At 69.8% G+C, this 16,680-nt stretch carries 16 protein-coding genes; 7 read left to right on the top strand and 9 right to left on the bottom strand.

All coding sequences use genetic code 11. The features are described 5' to 3' along the window. Positions 1-7 precede the first annotated feature (7 nt). From HPO96_RS36720 to HPO96_RS36735, 4 genes are read left to right on the top strand one after another with little or no spacing between them, the layout of a single operon-like run. Positions 8-2,461 (top strand): hypothetical protein, encoded by a 2,454-nt coding sequence (locus HPO96_RS36720; RefSeq protein ID WP_171679099.1) that lies wholly within the window; start codon positions 8-10, stop codon positions 2,459-2,461. Between the two features lie 15 nt (positions 2,462-2,476). After that, a complete protein-coding gene (locus HPO96_RS36725; protein WP_171679100.1) occupies positions 2,477-4,543 on the top strand; it encodes an FG-GAP-like repeat-containing protein in 2,067 nt (688 codons plus the stop codon). Further along, positions 4,540-4,914, top strand: coding sequence for a hypothetical protein (locus tag HPO96_RS36730; protein WP_171679101.1), 375 nt, complete (start codon positions 4,540-4,542; stop codon positions 4,912-4,914). The genes HPO96_RS36725 and HPO96_RS36730 overlap by 4 nt, the downstream gene beginning before the upstream one ends. 58 nt (positions 4,915-4,972) lie before the next feature. After that, positions 4,973-6,436, top strand: a complete 1,464-nt coding sequence (locus HPO96_RS36735; RefSeq protein ID WP_171679102.1) for a carboxylesterase/lipase family protein — start codon at positions 4,973-4,975, stop codon at positions 6,434-6,436. On the opposite strand, the gene HPO96_RS36740 is transcribed toward HPO96_RS36735, so the two are convergent. Continuing rightward, the gene (locus HPO96_RS36740; protein ID WP_171679103.1) at positions 6,433-7,008 is read right to left on the bottom strand and encodes a TetR/AcrR family transcriptional regulator; all 576 of its coding nucleotides are present in this window, start codon (positions 7,006-7,008) and stop codon (positions 6,433-6,435) included. The two genes, HPO96_RS36735 and HPO96_RS36740, sit on opposite strands and share 4 nt — an antisense overlap. A 108-nt stretch (positions 7,009-7,116) precedes the next feature. On the opposite strand from HPO96_RS36740, the gene HPO96_RS36745 reads away from it, so the two are divergent. Beyond that, positions 7,117-7,941, top strand: a complete 825-nt coding sequence (locus HPO96_RS36745) for an alpha/beta hydrolase (RefSeq protein WP_171679104.1) — start codon at positions 7,117-7,119, stop codon at positions 7,939-7,941. 83 nt (positions 7,942-8,024) lie between these two features. Next, entirely contained in the window at positions 8,025-9,176 is a 1,152-nt protein-coding gene (locus tag HPO96_RS36750) for an LLM class flavin-dependent oxidoreductase (RefSeq protein ID WP_171679105.1), read from the top strand. A gap of 28 nt (positions 9,177-9,204) precedes the next feature. On the opposite strand, the gene HPO96_RS36755 is transcribed toward HPO96_RS36750, so the two are convergent. The 3 genes from HPO96_RS36755 to HPO96_RS36765 all read right to left on the bottom strand — a co-directional run bounded on the left by HPO96_RS36755 (position 9,205) and on the right by HPO96_RS36765 (position 12,447). Then, the gene (locus HPO96_RS36755) at positions 9,205-10,347 is read right to left on the bottom strand and encodes a serine hydrolase domain-containing protein (RefSeq protein WP_202886876.1); all 1,143 of its coding nucleotides are present in this window, start codon (positions 10,345-10,347) and stop codon (positions 9,205-9,207) included. 97 nt (positions 10,348-10,444) lie between these two features. Continuing rightward, positions 10,445-11,593, bottom strand: coding sequence for a hypothetical protein (locus HPO96_RS36760; protein WP_171679107.1), 1,149 nt, complete (start codon positions 11,591-11,593; stop codon positions 10,445-10,447). Between the two features lie 29 nt (positions 11,594-11,622). Further along, positions 11,623-12,447 (bottom strand): endo alpha-1,4 polygalactosaminidase, encoded by an 825-nt coding sequence (locus HPO96_RS36765; RefSeq protein ID WP_337796954.1) that lies wholly within the window; start codon positions 12,445-12,447, stop codon positions 11,623-11,625. Positions 12,448-12,582: 135 nt separating this feature from the next. On the opposite strand from HPO96_RS36765, the gene HPO96_RS36770 reads away from it, so the two are divergent. Further along, positions 12,583-13,527, top strand: a complete 945-nt coding sequence (locus HPO96_RS36770; protein WP_171679108.1) for a glycoside hydrolase family 6 protein — start codon at positions 12,583-12,585, stop codon at positions 13,525-13,527. On the opposite strand, the gene HPO96_RS36775 is transcribed toward HPO96_RS36770, so the two are convergent. From HPO96_RS36775 to HPO96_RS36795, 5 genes are all read right to left on the bottom strand, one after another. Further along, positions 13,511-14,689 (bottom strand): RNA polymerase sigma factor, encoded by a 1,179-nt coding sequence (locus HPO96_RS36775; RefSeq protein WP_171679109.1) that lies wholly within the window; start codon positions 14,687-14,689, stop codon positions 13,511-13,513. The genes HPO96_RS36770 and HPO96_RS36775 overlap by 17 nt on opposite strands. Beyond that, positions 14,686-15,063 (bottom strand): YciI family protein, encoded by a 378-nt coding sequence (locus tag HPO96_RS36780; protein WP_171679110.1) that lies wholly within the window; start codon positions 15,061-15,063, stop codon positions 14,686-14,688. The genes HPO96_RS36775 and HPO96_RS36780 overlap by 4 nt, the downstream gene beginning before the upstream one ends. A gap of 81 nt (positions 15,064-15,144) precedes the next feature. After that, positions 15,145-15,438 (bottom strand): hypothetical protein, encoded by a 294-nt coding sequence (locus HPO96_RS36785; protein ID WP_171679111.1) that lies wholly within the window; start codon positions 15,436-15,438, stop codon positions 15,145-15,147. Positions 15,439-15,499: 61 nt separating this feature from the next. Then, positions 15,500-15,853, bottom strand: a complete 354-nt coding sequence (locus HPO96_RS36790) for an OsmC family protein (RefSeq protein ID WP_337796955.1) — start codon at positions 15,851-15,853, stop codon at positions 15,500-15,502. A gap of 100 nt (positions 15,854-15,953) precedes the next feature. Continuing rightward, positions 15,954-16,643 carry a class I SAM-dependent methyltransferase gene (locus HPO96_RS36795; protein ID WP_171679113.1) on the bottom strand — a complete coding sequence of 230 codons (690 nt, stop codon included), beginning with the start codon at positions 16,641-16,643 and terminating at the stop codon, positions 15,954-15,956. Positions 16,644-16,680: the final 37 nt, after the last annotated feature.

Below are 16,680 nucleotides of genomic sequence, written 5' to 3' on the forward strand. Positions count from 1 at the left end.
CACCGTCATGTCGAACCTTCCCCGCAGAAGCTTCCTCGCGCTGACCGGCGGCGCCGCCGTCGCCGGAACGCTCGCCCCGACCGCCGCCGATGCGACCGGCACGGACGAGCAACTCGTTGCCGGAGGCATCCCGGCGCCGCGCCCGGAGCCGGATCTGGCCACCGCGCGCAGCTGGTGGAGCCCGCAGCGGCAGGAGTGGACGCCGATCGGCTGGAAGGGGCATCTGTTCCGGTTCAACGTGTTCTACAACGGCATGCTGATGTGTGAGCCCGGGCCGGGCTGGAACACCAAGGACAACGTGATGAAGTACCAGGGCCAGGGGATGCAGCTGCAGTTCCTGCCGCCGGACTTCCACGGCGGCACCCCGGCATTCATCAATCACGCGCGCTACCTGTGGCACGACGACCTGGGCATCGGCGAGCAGGGCTGGCGCTCGGACACGGCGGCGCCGGTGCTGTGGACCAGGTGGCGGCTGCCCCAGGGCGTCGTCGTCCGGCAGTCCGTCTTCGGCCACCTCAAGGGCGGCGGCGACTACGAGCAGGAGACCGACCCGCTGTACGCCTGGGTCCGGCTCGAGGTCGAGGAGGTCGATCCGGTCCGGGCGCCCGAGAAGCTCCCGTTCGCGATCCGGTTGTCGCGGCGGCACCTGTTCTTCCGTGACCGGTACGCCGACCAGAACGGCGTCACGCTGGAGTACGACCCGGCGCAGGCGCCGATGCCGGGCCGGATGCGCGTCGCGCCGGTCTTCAACCCGGGGAACCGCCCGTACGAACGCCGGATCCAGCACCTCGACGACACGATCCGGATCGGCACGTCGCCGCTGCGGCAGGACCAGGCGTCGTTCACCGAGTTGAGCACCGAGCGGGTCTACGACCTCAAGCTGACCCTGGACGTCGAGGCCGGGGCGCACGTGGACATCCTGGTCGCGATGCGGCCGCAGCCGCGCGCGGAGTTCGACCGTGAGCTGGCGCTCGGCTGGGACGGCGCGCTCGCCGAATCCAACGCTTACTGGACGTCGACCGCGGACCCGGGCGCGCGGATCAACACGCCGGAGCCGTTCGTCAACGAGGCGTTCCGGCGGTTCGGCGAGCTGGCCGAGATCGTCGGCGAGAAGAGCCCCGAGACCGGCGACCACACCCTGCTGACCGGCTCCTTCGGGTACGACGTGCTGTGGGCGACGCCGACGTCGATGGCCTTCCACATGTTGCTCGATCCGCTCGGCCGGCATCGGGTCGCGCGTAAACACCTGGAGCTGTTCAAGACGACGCAGGGCACCCGCAAGCCGCCGGGCCAGGCCTATCAGGAACATCCCGGCTACCTCGGGTCGCCGCGGCATCTGCAGGCGTTCGACTGGTTGTCCGATCACGGCGCGATCCTGCACACGATCGCCTACCACGGGCTGCTCAGCGGTGACCAGCAGTTCCTCCGGGACTGGACCGACGTCGTCGTCAAGGCGTGCGAGTTCATCAAGGACTCGTGTGAGAACACCCAGCACGACGGCATCCACGGCCTGATGCCCAAGGCGGTCGCGACCGACGAGCTGCTCGAAACGCAGGGCGTGTGGTCGCAGGCCTGGTGTTACAAGGGTTTGGCCACCGCCGTCCGGCTGCTCGGGAAACTGAAGCATCCGCGCACGGCCGAGTTCGACCAGGCCCGGCAGGCGTTCCAGGCCAAGCTCGTCAGCGCCTATCGCGAGCTGATGAGCAAGGCGCCGACCTGGCCGCATCCGGACGGTACGCCGCATCCGGTCCCGAAGGCCGACTACACCGAGCGGCCGTTCCACATCTTCCAGGACGCGTTCCTGCTCGACGGCGGTCCGCTGTTCTTCGTCTGGGCGGGCGTCTTCCCGGCGAGTGACCCGCTGATGCGTTCACATCTGGACTACTTCCGGGTCGGCCCGAACTCGAAGCTGTGGGACGTCCGGTCGAACCCGATCCACCGCGCGACGCTGCTGCACGAGGTGTCGAGCTGCGAGCCCTGCTACAGCTGGAATCTCGCGCACAGCTGGCAGTCCGGCGACCGGGCCAAGTTCCTTGAAGGCGTGTACAGCTTGTTCGTCGCCGGGTTGTCGCCGCAGACCTACATCTCCAACGAGCACCGGCACGGCATGCAGGGCCAGCTGTCGACCTCCGGCCTGGTCACCTGGCATTTGCTCAAGGGCGTCATCGACGACGCGATCGCGCCCCGCGAGCTGCACCTGTTGCGGTTGTGTCCCTTGCCCTGGCTGAGCGCGGAGCAGGAAACCGTGTTCGACAAGGTGCCGACCGAGCACGGCCTGGTCGACCTGCGGTTCCGGCCGGCGGACCGCGGGAAGCGGCTGGACGTGACCTTCAAACCCACGTGGCGCTGGGCCGATCGGCCCCGGGTGCTGCTGCACACGCCGCCGCTGCCCGGCCTGCGCACCCTGCGGGTCAACGGCCGCGAGCGGCCCGCCTCGCCCAACCGTCCGATCGTCCTCTGAGTCCCCGGAGTTGTCATGACCGTCCAACCGTTCCGCCGGCGAGCGATCGCCGGAGTCGTTGCCTTGTGCACCATGTTCACCCTCCCGGCGGTGGCCGGCCCGGCGGTCGCCAACGGCCCGGCGCCGGGTGAGCTGGTGGCTCGCGACCGCGATGGCCGGCTGTGGGTCCATCCCGCGACCGGTGACCCCACCCGGCCGTGGGATCCCGCCGTCCGCCGGTTGGCCGGATCGGGCTGGCAGGCGCCGAACGTGCTGGCGCTGGCCGATGTCTCGCTGGACGGCAAACCCGACCTCTTCACCCGCGATCCGGCCGGTGACGGGACTGTCGGGTATCACGCGACCCGGTCGGACGCCGCCTGGGATCCGGCGGTCCGGGTGCTCGGGATGGCGGGCTGGAACAACGCCGCGAGTGTTCTGGTCGAGGACGTCGATCAGGACGGCAGGCCGGATCTGCTGGCCCGGCAGAGCGGTGGCAACCTGCGCGTCTGGCCGCACGACGGCAAGACGACCGCGAGCCCGTGGCTGACTCCGGCGTACGACGTCGCCGAAGGATTGGAGCGGACGGACGTCGTCGCGTTCGGCGAGATCACTGGGGACGGGCTGCGGGATCTGGTGATCCGGGAGGACGACGGCTCGGTCTGGGTACTGCCGCATCCGGGTGTTGTTGCCGCGAGCAAGAAGCGGACTGCGCGCTGGACGTGGCAGAAGCCGGCCCGGACGGCCAAGGCGAGCGCCGACCCGGCCGCGCCGTACAGCGCCGGGGTGGGCTGGGCCGACGACACTCGCCTTGATTTCCAGGATGTCAACGGTGATGGTCTGGCCGATCTGCTCGCGACGGATCGGTCGGGGCAGTTGCGGGTCGCCCTGCATACGGGCGCGCCGGCGGGGGAGAACCCGTGGCCGGCGGCGATCCCGGTCGGCGACTTCTCGGCGTACGACGTCGTCGCGGTCAGCCCGGTGGCGCGCAAGCAGTCCGTCGTACGGATCTCGCCGCGGGCGGTGACGACTGCGGCCGGTGCGACGACGGCGTACCGGGCCACGCTGGTTTCGCCGAGCGGCAGCCGGGATGTGACGAACGAGGTCACCTGGTCGACGTCCGACCCGGCCGTGGCGCGGATCGACGCCGGTGGGCGCGCGACAGCGCTGGCCAGTGGGAACTCGGCCGTCACGGCTTCGCTGGCCGGGGCTGCGGTTGGCGCGGCTGGGCTGCGAGTGAGTGGCGGGACGGCGATCCCGCCGGTGCGGCCGGGGGATGCGGTCGGGCTCGATCGCGATGGCCGGCTCTGGCATTACCCGTACAGCGGCGACCCGTTGCGGCCGTGGAGCCGGACGACGCGTCGCGCAGTCGGGGTCGATTGGGCCGGGCCGGACCGGTTGCTGCTCAGCGACCTGACCCTCGACGGAGCTCTCGATCTGTTCGTCCGCGCGCCTTCTGGGGACGGCAGCGTGTGGTTCCACCCGCACTCGGCGGCCGACCCGCTGCGCCCCTGGAGCCCGACCAGCAAGGTCTTCGGCATGAGCGGCTGGAACAACGCCGCCGCCGTCCTCCTCGAAGACCTCAACGGCGACCGTCGTCCGGACCTGCTCTCCCGGATGCCCGCGGGCAACCTGCGCGTCTGGTTCCACGACGGCAAGACCACGGCGAGCCCCTGGCTCACCCCCGGCAACTGGACCGACGTCGCCACCGGCCTCCAGACCACCGACATCGTCCGCTTCGGCGACATCACCGGCGACGGCCTCCGCGACCTCCTGATCCGCGAACAGGACGGCGCCGTCTGGGTCCTCCCCAACCCCGGCACCTCCCGCTGGACCTGGAACCCCGCCACCGCCGACCCCAACCCCACCGACCCCGCCAAGCCCTACCGCCTAGGCGCCACCTGGTCAGCGGCCACCACCCTCGACCTCCAAGACATCAACGCCGACGGCCGCCCCGACCTCCTCACCACCACCCCCGCCGGCGCCCTCACCCTCACCCTCCACAACAACAACCCCCGAGCCCCCTACACCACCCCCACCACCCTCCCCGGCACCTGGACCGACCGCCTCCTCACCTTCACCACCCCGGAAAGGAACCAACGATGACCATCCGAACCGCTGCACTAGCCCTGTCCGCAGTTCTCGCCGCCACGGCGTTCACCGCCGGCACCGCTCATGCCCAGCCCCAAGGCGTCCTGACCAGCGTCTGCCAGGCCGCCTACGACTGCAGCAAGTACGCCGGCCCGTTCAGCGGCGGCAAACTCTCCGTCGACTTCGACGGTCAAGGCAACATCGTCTACAACGTCTTCGTCCACATCGACGGAGTGCTCCGCTGCCAGCTGCCGCCGATCAACGGCAACCAGCCCCCCGGCTCGTGGACCTGCTCCGGTATGCCGTCCGGCGGCTCCGTCCTCGTCCGCTCCAACTCCTACCCGACCGCGGCCTACCACAGCGTCGGCGTCCGCCTTAATCAGTAGTCCTCGCCCGGGGCGAGCCGAGGTGGCTCGCTCCGGGGTGCCTGACAGACTGCGCGGTATGAGCGATCCCGTGGTGGTTACTCCGGCTGGTTCGGTTCGTGGTGTGACGTTCGAGTACGGGGCGGTGTTTCGGGCCGTCCCGTATGCGGCGCCGCCGGTGCGGTTCGAGGCGCCGGAGCCGGCTGTGGGGTGGGACGGGGTTCGGGATGCGACTGAGGTGGGGGCGACGGCGCCGCAGGTGGCGCAGGTGGCGGGGATGCCGGAGTTGCTGCCGAACCTGATGATTGCCGGGGACGACTATCTGCACGTGAACGTGTGGACGCCGGATGTCGGCGGCTCGGCGCCGGTGGTGGTGTTCTTCCACGGCGGGGCGTTCGTGATGGGGTCCAATGCGATCAGCGCGTACGACGGCGCGTCGTTCGCGCGGGACGGCGTCGTGTTCGTGTCGGTCAACTACCGGCTCGGCGTCGACGGGTTCCTCTCGTTCGGCGACGGCGTCCCCAATCTCGGGCTGCTCGATCAGGTGGCCGCGCTGCAGTGGGTGCGGGAGTCGATCGGTGCGTTCGGCGGCGATCCGGGGTCGGTGACGGTGATGGGGGAGTCGGCGGGCGCGATGAGCGTTGCGGCGCTGATGACGATGCCGGCCGCGAAGGGCCTGTTCCACCGGGCGATCATGGAGTCGGGCGCCGGTCATCACGCGATCACACCGGCCGCGGCGGCCAACGTCGCGCGGCGCGTGGCGAAGGTCCTCGGCGTCCCCGCGACCCGGGCGGGTGTGGCGACCGCATCGACCGAGCAACTGGTCGAGGCGCAGACGGCGATCTCGGCCCAGCTGGGGAAGTCGCCGTTCCGGCGGACCTGGAGTGACGTGGCAACGAACCTGATGCCGTTCGAGCCGGTGATCGACGGGGAAGTGCTGCCACAGCTGCCGATCCGGGCGATCGAGGACGGCGCGGGCAGCGACATCGACGTCCTGCTCGGCTACAACACCCAAGAAGGCCGGCTGTTCTTCCTCGACCTGCCCGGTCGCGGCCTGAAGACCCGCATCGCCACGGTGATCATGTCCCGGCTGTTCGGGCTCGGCCGGTCGGATCGCAAGGCGTACTACGGCTGGGCGAGCGGCCCGCGGCGCGACCACGACGCGATGGTCGCGCTGCTCACCGACGCCGTCTACCGCATCCCCGCGCTGAATTTCGCCCAGGCGCACGGCCGCGCGCACGTCTACCGGTTCAGCTGGGAGTCCCCGGCGTACGACGGCCGCCTGGGCGCGAGTCACGCGATGGAGCTGCCGTACGTCTTCGACAACCTCGCCGACCCGAACTGGCGCACCCTGCTCGGCGGTCCCGGCGACCAAGAGGTCGCCACCCGAATGCACGCGGCCTGGGTCCAGTTCGCGAAGACCGGCGATCCCGGCTGGCCGGCGTACACCGCGGGCCGGGTGGAGATGGAGTTCGGCGGCGCGGGTGAGCTGCTCACCGACGTCCAGCCGGAGGCCCGCCAGCTCTGGGCCGGACGTCGTTAGACCCCGAGCACCTCACGCGCGGTCCGCTCGAACGTCGGGCGGACCGCCTCGGGCCCGTCGAGGTAGCCGCCGACCATCGCGGCGTCCCGGAGCAGGACGAGCGCGCCGGCTTTCTCGGCCGGATCAGGCAGCTCGGCGGCGGTGATCACCTGCTCCAGCGTCGACCGGAACCACTCACGGTGTTCGGCGATCTTCTTCCGGATCGGTGACGACGCGTCCGGGTACTCGGCGGCGGCGTTGATGAACGGGCAGCCGCGGGTGTGCTGGCGCTCGATGTCGTCGCCGAGCGCCTGGATGACCAGCTCGACCAGCGCGCGCGGCTCGGCACCGGAGGCGGCGGCGGCCGCGAACGCGCCCTGGATCGCCTCGTCCTCGGCCTGCAGATAGGCCAGGACCAGATCCTCCTTGCTGGGGAAGTGCCGGTAGAAGGTCACGCGGGTCACGCCTGCCTCGGCGATCAGCCGCTCGACACCGACGGCGGTGATGCCCTCGGCGTAGAACAGCTCGGTCGCCGTGCGGATCAGGCGCGCCCGCGCCTCGGAGGGGCCGCGGGAGCCGGTCGTGGATGCCATGGAACCCATGATAGAACGACCTTTCTACTTACCCCTTGACATCGGTTTCGGCGCGGCTCTAAAGTTCTAAGTAGAAGGAACGGTCTACCTACTTAGAAGGAGCTCCTCATGACGCGCAAACTCCCGATCGTCCTGGTCCACGGCCTCTGGATGACCCCGAAGAGCTGGGACACCTGGGCGGAGTACTTCCGGGCCCAGGGGCACGAGGTGGTCGTCCCGGGCTGGCCGGGGATCGACGACCGCAGCGTCGCCGACATCCGCTCCAACCCCGAGGCGCTCAAGGGCATCGGCCTCAAGCAGATCGCCGACCACTACGAGGCGATCATCCGCACGCTGCCGGAGAAGCCGATCATCATGGGTCACTCGTTCGGCGGCGTCCTCACCCAGATGCTCGCCGACCGCGGTCTCGGCGCGGCGTACGTCGGCGTCGCCCCAGGTCAGACCGCCGGCGTCACCACGCTGCCGCTCTCGACCCTGCGGACCGGCTTCCCGATCCTGTCCAACCCGTTCGGCAGGAACGGCGCGAAACCGCTCTCCAAGCGGCACTTCCACTTTACCTTCGGCAACGACCTGCCCCGCGCCGAGTCCGACAAGCTCTGGCAGGAGTACGCCGTCAACTCGTACAACCGGGTCTTCTTCGAGGGCGTCACCTCGGTCCTGAACGAGAAGTCCGGTGTTACCAAGGTCGACTATGCCCGCCCCGACCGCGCTCCGCTGCTGGTCATCGTCGGCAGTATCGACCACGTCGTCCCGCCCGCGATCGGCAAGGCCGTCGTCGCGAAGTACAAGAAGGCCGGCGGCCCGGGCGTCGTCGAGTTCAAGGAGTACGCCGGCCGCACGCACCGCCTGGTCAGCCAGGACGGCTGGGAGGAGATCGCCGAGTACGCCCTGACCTGGGCGGTCGAGCACGCGCAGCCTGCCGCTCACCAGTGACCTTGCCGCCAAGATCGGCGGATCGCTTGCACTCCGCCGCATTGTCGAGCAATTCTGTCGACAATGACCCCGGAAGGATCCTGATGACACAGCGCCTGCGGTTCCACTGGTTCCTGCCGACGAACGGCGGCGACGGCCGGCAAGTGGTCGGCGGCGGGCACGGAGTCTCGGCCGGAGCGTCCGGCCGACCGGCCTCGGTTCCGTACCTCGGCCAGATCGCCCGCAGCGCCGAGCAGCTCGGCTTCGAGGCGGCCCTGACGCCGGCCGGCGCCTGGTGCGAGGACGCCTGGATCAGTACGGCGATGCTCAGCGGGCTCACCGAGCGCTTGCAGTTCCTGGTCGCGTTCCGCCCCGGCCTGATCTCGCCGTTCCTGGCCGCGCAGATGGCCGGCACCTTCCAGAACCTCTCCGGCGGCCGCCTGCTGCTCAATGTGGTCACCGGCGGTGAAAGCCACGAGCAGCGGATGTTCGGCGACTTCCTCGACAAAGACGGCCGGTACGAGCGCTGCGGCGAGTTCCTCGATATCGTCACCCGGTTGTGGCGGGGCGAGGCGGTCACCTACCGCGGCCGGCACCTGCAGGTCGAGGACGCCGTCCTGAATCAGCTCCCCGACCCGATCCCGGAGATCTACTTCGGCGGCTCGTCGGCCCCGGCGCTCGAGGTCGCCGCCCGGCACGCCGACGTCTACCTGACCTGGGGTGAGCCCCCGGCGGCCGTCGGCGAGAAGATCGAACGGGTCCGCAAGCTGGCGGCGACCCACGGGCGCGAGCTCCGCTTCGGCGTCCGCCTGCACTCGATCGCACGCGATACCGCCGCGGCGGCCTGGGCCGAGGCGGCCCGATTGCTCGACGGCATCTCCGCGGAGCAGATCACGAAGGTCCAGGACGGCCTGCGCCGCAGTGAGGCCGAGGGACAGCACCGGATGCTCGCCCTGAACGAAGGCACCAAGGACGGCCTCGAGATCCATCCGAACCTCTGGGCGGGCATCGGTCTCGTCCGCGGCGGAGCCGGCACCGCCCTGGTCGGCTCGTACGCCGAGGTCGCCGACCTGATCGAGCAGTACGCCGCGGTCGGGATCGAAGAGTTCATCCTCTCCGGCTACCCGCACCTCGAAGAGGCTTACTGGTTCGGCGAAGGCGTCCTGCCCGAACTCGCCCGCCGCGGCCGCTGGAACCATCCCGCCCCGGTCGTCACCCGCGCGTCCGTCCCGTTCGGCCAGACCGCCGCGCTCTGAACGCGGCGGCGCCGGCCTGGGGTATTGGTCAGCTGCAGAGCGCAGTGTCGAGAGACTTTGCGACGCGCTTGGCTTCGTCCATCGTGGTGGGCATGGCGGTGACGGCGAGGGCGGCTTCGCGACCGTCGGGGGTGACGGCGTTGCGGGTCTCGAAGCCGAAGATGTCGCCGCCGTGCGTCCAGGCGTAGCCGCCGCAGGAGAGTTCGAGTTTGGCGATCCCGAGGCCGTACTCGCCGTCGCCGTTCGCATCCATGTCGGGGGCGTGCACGGTGCTGAGGAGCTGCTGGAGCTGGGCGGGCTTGAGGAGTTTGCCGGTGATGACCGCGGTGAAGAAGCGGTTCAGGTCACCGGGAGAGGCGATCATCTGGCCCGCGGCCCAGCCGAGCGACGGCTCCATCTCGGTGACGTTGATCGGCGCGGGGTTCGTCGTCGTCCGGAAGTAGCCCTGCGGGTGCGGGCCGAGGATGCGCTGGTCGCCGACGGCGGGCCAGTAGGTGTCGCGCAGTCCGGCGGGCTCGATGACGCGCTTGGTGATCTCCTCGGCGATCGGCCGGCCGGTCACCTTCTGGATGAGCAGCCCGGCCAGGATGTAGTTGGTGTTGCTGTACTCCCAGCCCTTGCCCGGCGGGAAGAGGGCTTTCTTGCCCAGGGCAACATCAACCATCTCCCGCGGCTCCCAGTAGACGTGCTGCATCGCGGGGTAGCCGTCGACGAGCATCTCGTCGTAGTCCGGGATACCGCTGGTGTGCTGCAGCAGTTGGCGCACGGTGATCTTGCGGCCGTCGATCCCGTCGCCGCGAACCATCCCGGGCAGGTACTTCTCGACCGGGCTGTCCAGACCGACCTTCCCCTCGCCGGCCAGTTGCAAGACGACGACGGACGTGAAGGTCTTGGTGTTGCTGCCGATCCGCACCCGGCTCGCCTTCGGCACCGGCGCCTTCGTGGCCAGGTCGCCGACCCCGGCGGTGTAGGTGCGGACGTGGCCGCGCCGATCCCGCACGGTCGCGATCGCCCCGGGGAAACTCGGGCCGTCGACCAGCGCGTTCAGGCTCCGCTGGACGGCGTTGTTCGGCTGGGAGGTCTCGACCGCGGCCGACGACACCGCGGTGGTGCCGACGAGGGCCGCGACCGCGGTCAGGGTCAGGGCGATGCGGCGATGGGACACAGACATCATGGGCTCCTTGGAAGTTGGTGCTTCCAAGCTATGAGCGGCGCCGGCGGCGATCGATCCGGCCAGCAGGAGTCTGCAGGTAGAGCTGGCACTACCTTCAGAAGCTACCGCCGCCCGAGAATCCACCGCTGCCGCCGCCCGGGTCGGTGGGCCAGCTGCCACCGGACTGGTACGGGCGGAACGGGTTCGGGTTGGGCCGGGGTTTCGGGAGCTTCGGGCACGGGTCAGGGCGACCGGAGGCCTGCGCGGCGCGCTCGATCTGGTGCCGGTAGGTGCCGACGTACGGGCGCGCGTGCTCGGCGCAGTACGCGATCAGCTTCGAGCCGTCCGGGTCGGCTTCGTCGTATCGGTCCCACTGCCCGGTGATGTAGAGGAAGACGAGCGCGTCCCGCTCGTTTTCAGGTGCGTAGCGGGCGTCCGCCGCGGCGGCGACGGCCTCCGGTTTGGCATGGATCGCCTCGAAAACCACGTGCTCGCGGGCGGGGCCGGGTGGGAGCTCGCGGAGTACGCGGCGGCAGCGTTCGACGAAGTCGGCCGGTGCGGGCAGGTCGATCGCAGCGAGCAGGTCGCGGACGGTCGCCGTCGCGTACTGCGGGAGCAGGAAGTCCGGGAGCCGGTCGAGACGCCCCTTGAAAACGGCGAGGACCGCGTTGGCGGCGCTGACGTAGCTACCGCGGGTGGCGCGCTCCTCGTCGGTGAGCGGTGTGGGCAGGTTCGGGTTGGCGAGGAGGATGCGAGTCAGCTCGGTGGGCTCGCGGTTGGTCCAGAGCCGGACCTTCGAGTCGTAGCCGCCCTGCTCGTTGTGGATTGCGGTCGAGAAGGCACGCGCCAGCTGGTCCAGCAGCTTCGGCTGGTCGGTTGCGCTGAGCAGCGCGGCGAGCTCGGCGCGGGCCTGCGCGTCGGTCGACTTGAGTGCGGCGTCGACGATCCACTCGGCGAGGTCGTGCCGGCCGACCAGGGTGGACCCCTGCTGGGTGAGGTACTCCGGGAAGCGGTCGCGCAGGAAGGCGGCCACGGCCGGTGGGACGTCGGGCACCGGGCGATGGCCTTCGGTGTGGTTGGTGTGGCTCGCGTGCTGCAGACCGTAGAGAACGTTCGAGGTGAATTCGGGGTCGCGGCGTTCGCCGAACAGCTCCAGGATCTTGCCGGTGTCACCCGGCGAGCTGTAGATCAGCTTGGCCGCCTTGGCGAAGGCGAGCCGGTCGGTGTTCTTGCGAATCTTGCGGGCCAACCAGAGAGACTGCATGCGCTCCAGTCTCCCGCATTGAGGGTCGCTCAGCAGGACTTGCGGACGTACGCCGAGTCGCCGGCGGGCTGCACATCGCGATCTCGCAGCACGATGCTGAGCCGGTCGCCGAACGCCGTACAGGCTTTGCGGAGCCCGTCGGGGGTGTACTCGATCACGAGCACGTTGTCGCCGAATGCCTCTGCATAGGTGTCGCATTCGTCGTACTGGCCGCACTCCTCGGAGACGGCGAAGTCGAGGCCGACGGCCTTGCGGTCGACGGCCAGGTCGGCGGTGTTCTTCTGGCCGATGGCGAGGTTCTTGGTGTGGGCGTGGGTGGCCAGCAAGGTGAGGAACTCCTTGGCCTGGGCCGCGGTGAGCAGACCTTTCGAACGGGTGTAGCTGTCGTAGTTGTCCGGCTCGATCGCCTGGTAGCCCTTGGCGGCGCAGCCGTCGATCCAGCCGTTCACCTTGGCGGCGATCCGGGTGCGCTTGTCGGCGGTGCGCAGGTCGAGCAGCGGCTCGTCCCAGTCCTCGTCGATGACGAGTTTGCCGGCGGCGTCCTTGAGCAGGAGGTCCTGGTCCCAGCCGGACTCCTCGCCGGGCTGGGTCTGGAACGCGTTCACGTAGCAGACGTTGTACAGGCCGTCGGCGATCGGCGCCGTCCGGTCGCGGACGACGACCTGGACGCCGGCCGGTGGCGGGTACGGGCCGCCGAGTTGGTAGTCCAGACCGGCGTGCCGGGGCGGCGGTTCGACGGCGGCCGGCGGTGCGGGTTCGGCGTCCGATGCCTTGGGCAACTTGATCAGCAGGACGGCGACGACCGCGACGACGAGGAGGCCGAGTAGGCCGATCAGCAGACGGGTGCGGGACACCGACTCACCCTAGCGGAGCCGGTCGGAACCGGTTCCATTGGCTGGGAGCGCTTCCGGAACCGGTGAGCCCTTGACGGCGATTCGCGCTGGTCTCAAGGTAAGCAGACCTGGGAGCGCTTCCAGAAAGGAGTTCGGATGTTTCTTCGGAGATTTGTCCTCGCGGCCGTGCTGATCACGGCGAACCTGGTGCCCGCCGTACCGGCTGCCGCCGCGAGCCCGATCGGCCTGACCAGCGGTTTCTACGTCAACCCCGATTCCCTGCCTGCGAGCTGGGCGCGGAACAACTCCGGTGACGCGCGCGCCGCGCGGATCCAGAGCTCGATCGGATCGAAACCGATCGCGCGCTGGTTCGGTAACGACAGCAACATCGGCAGCGCCGTCGCCACCTACACCGGCGCCGCCGACGGACAGGACAAACTGCCCGTCCTGGTCGCCTACAACATTCCCGATCGCGATATCTGCGCCGGCCACTCCGGCGGCGGCGCGGGCAGCGTGAGCGCCTACCGAACCTGGATCTCCAGTTTCGCCGCCGGTATCGGCGCCAAACCGGCTGTCGTGATCATCGAGCCGGACGCGCTGAACGGCATGGACTGTATGACGCAGGCGCAGAAGGACGAGCGCCTCGGCATGCTGCTCTATGCCACCCAGATGCTTCAGCAGAAGGCCACCAACACCTACGCCTACCTCGACGCCGGGAACGCCGGCTGGACGACCGCCTCCACCATCGCCTACCGGCTCAACCAGGCCGGTATCGCCAACATCCGCGGTTTCTCCGTCAACGTCTCGAACTTCTACCGCACCAGCGAATCCATCACCTACGCCAACTCCGTCAACAGCTACCTCGGTACCGCCAAACCCTTCGTCATCGACACCAGCCGCAACGGCAACGGGCACAACGGCTCCTGGTGCAACCCTGCCGGGCGCAAGCTCGGTGTGACCGCCCAGACCGGCGGCGGCGCCGAAATGCTGCTCTGGATCAAGACGCCCGGCGTCTCCGACGGCCCGTGCGGTATCGCTCCGTCGACGCCGGCCGGTCAGTTCAACCCCGACCTCGCCACCCGCCTCATCGACGGCACGTAGCCGCGCGCCCGAGCAGATAGCTCTGCAGGGCTTCGTCCGTGGTCAAGGAGGCCGCTGTCGTGAATGCGGCCGCGGCCTCCGCCGGGCGTCCGGCCTGCGCGAGCAGTTCGCCGCGGGTGGCGTGGAGAGGCTGGAAGGTCTCGGCGTCGAGTTGGTCGAGGGCGTCGAGACCGGCCGCGGGGGAGTGGATGCGAGCGGTGACGGCGGCCAGGGCTACTTGTGCGCCGAGCGTCGGCGCGATCGTGATCAGCGCCGAGTACAAGGTGTGCAAGGCAGGCCAGTCGGTCTGCTGGGTGCGTGCGCGGTCGCAGTGCACGGCTTGGATCGCCGCTTCGAGCTGGAAGCGGCCCGGCTGGCCGCCGGAGGCTCGGCGGAGATAGCTCTCGCCTTCGGCGATCAGTTCGCGGTCCCAGCGGGTGGTGTTCTGCTCGTCGAGCGGTACGAAGTCCGCGTCGCGCGCGGTGGCGCGGGATCGCGAGAGCGCGATCAGCGCGGCTAGTGCCCATGCCTCCGGCTCGGTCGGTAGCAGCGCCGCCAGTGTCACCGCGAGATAGTGCGCTTCGTCGGCCAGATCTCCGGTCCCGGCGATCGCGTAACAGCCGTAGACGGCTTCGAGGACGGCGGCGACCCGCTCCGGCCGGTCCTGAGGTTCCGGTACGACGAACGGGATCCGGGTGTTCTTGATCCGCCGCTTGGCCCGGACCAGCCGCTGCGCCATCGCGGCCGGTGGTACGGCGAACGCGGCCGCGATCTGCGCTGCTTCGAACCCCAGCACGGTCTGCAGCATCAACGGCGTCCGGATGGCGGCGTCGATCGCGGGATGCGCGCAGACGAACAGCAACTCGAGCCGGCGGTCGCCGATCGCTTCGGGATCGAGGTCGTCCAGCGGGGATACCTGGTCGGCCGCGAACTCCAGCGGATCCGACGTCCGGTGCGCCGCCGACTTCCAGGTGTCCCGTTGCCGGTTGCGCGCCACGGTCAGCAACCACCCTTCCGGATTCGCCGGGACGCCGTCGTCCGGCCAGGTCGACAGCGCTCGCTCGAAGGCGCTCGCCAGCGCGTCCTCGGCGAGCGCGAGATCCCCGGTCGACGCCGCGAGCAGTGCGATCAGACGCCCGTACGACGTGCGCGCGACCTGCTCGGCGGCGTCCGCGGGTCTCATCCGTTGCCGGTCCACACACCCTCGACCGTGTACGTCGCGCCGGGCCGGATCTCCACCGCGCCCCACTGGACCGGCGGCGCCTCCCGGCCCCACCGGATCGCGGCGTCCAGGTCGGCCACATCGATCACGACGGTGCCGCCAAGTTGCTCTCGCGTGTCCGCGAACGGCCCGTCCTGTACCCGCAGCCGACCGTCGACCATCGTCAGCGTCGTGCTGTTCGCCGACGGCTGCAGCACCTCGGCCCCGATCAGCACCCCCGCCTCGTGCAACGTCCGCGCATAAGCCGCAAACGCCCGCTGCGCCTCCTCGATCACCTCGGCCCCCAACTCCTCGGGCTCGGCCTCCTGGTAGTGCAGCAACAACGTGTAACGCATCTCCGCCTCCTCAGCGAGCGGCCCGGATGGCCGCTTCCAAGGAGATGACGACTCACCCCGCCCCCGATCGACACCACTTTCTCACGCCAGTCGGCTGAGCCCAGCTCGCCACCGCCGCTCGCGCTCCGCCCCACTCTGCTCCCACCACGGCGTTCCCCGCTCGCCCAACGCCTCGTTCGCCACCTGCACCCGCGCCCGTGCAGCTCGCTCGGCCGCGCTGTCGCCGTCCCGCAGCGCCTTCCGCACAGCACGCCGAGCGCCCATCAACGCGCTCCGCAGCTGTGCCTGGGCTTCCGCCGGGATCGCAGGGTCGGTCGCGCGCCATCGACGTCCGTTGATGACGACGTACCGCCCGTCCGGCGTCCTCTCGGTCATGGCTCCCAGGTACCCGGGCCGATGCTGCTCGCTTGGTGTCCGGGAGCGCGGGCCCGCTAGTTCAGGCGGGGGTGATGGCTACTGGGATGGGGCTGGTGAGGGTATGGCCGACGGGGGAGAAGGCTTGGACGCGCTCGTGCAGGGCGGCGAGTTGGTCGGCGGGGGCCGCCGACTTGAGGTGGACGGTGGCGGTGATCGAGTCGAAACCGGCGTGGCCCTCGGCGAGGCCGAGGAAGACGTGCAGGTCGACGTCGCCCTTGAGGCCGATGGTGAGCTCGTCGATCGCGATACCGGCGACGGTCGCGTTGGCCGCGTAGCCGACCGCCAGGCAGTTGCCGAGGGCGCCGAGAAGCTGTTCGACCGGGTTCGGCGCCTGGTCGCCGCCGCCGAGCGCCGCCGGCTCGTCGGACGGCACAGCGGCAAACGTGCGCACCCTGGACGACGAGCTGAACGCGCCGTTCCAGTGTCCCGCACCAGATCCCCCGGCCGGCGCTGTACCGGATACCGAGACGCGGTCAGTCGATGGATGCCCGCAGGATCATGAAGGGCGGTTTGGCGGCGAGGGGGCTCGGGGCGTCGGCGGCTGGGGAGATGCGCTTGATGGTTCGGTAGCCGGCCGCGTGGAGGCTGTTGGTGAGGGCCTCCAGGGACCAGCTGCCGGATTGGAAGCTGAACGAGTCGTCGTTGTGGAAGATGGTGGCGACGTAGGGGAGGCGGCCGTCGACGGCGGGGCCGTTCGGGTGTTGCTGGACGCCGTACTGCTTGGCGTGGGTGCCCAGGAAGTCCCAGTCCGCGTCGGCGTTGGTGGTCACGAGCAGCAGCTCGTGGCCTGCGGTCGCGAAACCTTTGATCATGGCATCGAGGTCGGCGCGGGTCTCCGCGTGATTGACCAGCCAGAGTGCGGCCACCAGGTCGAACCGCCCGTCCAGGGCACCGAGCGTCGCATCGCCGAGCAGGTACTCGATCTCGTCCGGAAACGACCTCGCGACCGCGATCATCTCCGCCGACAGATCGACGCCGACGACCCGCTCGGCACCCTGCGCGGCGAACAACCGGCTGTAGAACCCCGTCCCACACCCGACGTCCAGCACCGTACGCCCACTCAGGTCACCTACCTCGGCCAGCACAGCCGCCTGCTGGAACTGTCCCGCGATCGACAGGTTCCACCGGTCGTACCGATTCGCCAGCGTGGCATACGTCTCCATCGTTCCCCCGAACCTCTCGTTGCCGGACGCACCGAGT

This window comes from Kribbella sandramycini (genome assembly GCF_013131805.1).
Classification (GTDB): Bacteria; Actinomycetota; Actinomycetes; order Propionibacteriales; family Kribbellaceae; genus Kribbella; species Kribbella sandramycini.

Coding starts and splice junctions, on each gene's coding strand:
- HPO96_RS36770 (WP_171679108.1), top strand. CDS start 12,583: ATGTTTCTTCGGAGATTTGTCCTCGCGGCCGTGCTGATCACGGCGAAC.
- HPO96_RS36735 (WP_171679102.1), top strand. CDS start 4,973: ATGAGCGATCCCGTGGTGGTTACTCCGGCTGGTTCGGTTCGTGGTGTG.
- HPO96_RS36785 (WP_171679111.1), bottom strand. CDS start 15,438: ATGACCGAGAGGACGCCGGACGGGCGGTACGTCGTCATCAACGGACGT.
- HPO96_RS36730 (WP_171679101.1), top strand. CDS start 4,540: ATGACCATCCGAACCGCTGCACTAGCCCTGTCCGCAGTTCTCGCCGCC.
- HPO96_RS36740 (WP_171679103.1), bottom strand. CDS start 7,008: ATGGCATCCACGACCGGCTCCCGCGGCCCCTCCGAGGCGCGGGCGCGC.
- HPO96_RS36755 (WP_202886876.1), bottom strand. CDS start 10,347: ATGTCTGTGTCCCATCGCCGCATCGCCCTGACCCTGACCGCGGTCGCG.
- HPO96_RS36745 (WP_171679104.1), top strand. CDS start 7,117: ATGACGCGCAAACTCCCGATCGTCCTGGTCCACGGCCTCTGGATGACC.
- HPO96_RS36780 (WP_171679110.1), bottom strand. CDS start 15,063: ATGCGTTACACGTTGTTGCTGCACTACCAGGAGGCCGAGCCCGAGGAG.
- HPO96_RS36720 (WP_171679099.1), top strand. CDS start 8: ATGTCGAACCTTCCCCGCAGAAGCTTCCTCGCGCTGACCGGCGGCGCC.
- HPO96_RS36750 (WP_171679105.1), top strand. CDS start 8,025: ATGACACAGCGCCTGCGGTTCCACTGGTTCCTGCCGACGAACGGCGGC.
- HPO96_RS36725 (WP_171679100.1), top strand. CDS start 2,477: ATGACCGTCCAACCGTTCCGCCGGCGAGCGATCGCCGGAGTCGTTGCC.
- HPO96_RS36775 (WP_171679109.1), bottom strand. CDS start 14,689: ATGAGACCCGCGGACGCCGCCGAGCAGGTCGCGCGCACGTCGTACGGG.
- HPO96_RS36795 (WP_171679113.1), bottom strand. CDS start 16,643: ATGGAGACGTATGCCACGCTGGCGAATCGGTACGACCGGTGGAACCTG.
- HPO96_RS36760 (WP_171679107.1), bottom strand. CDS start 11,593: ATGCAGTCTCTCTGGTTGGCCCGCAAGATTCGCAAGAACACCGACCGG.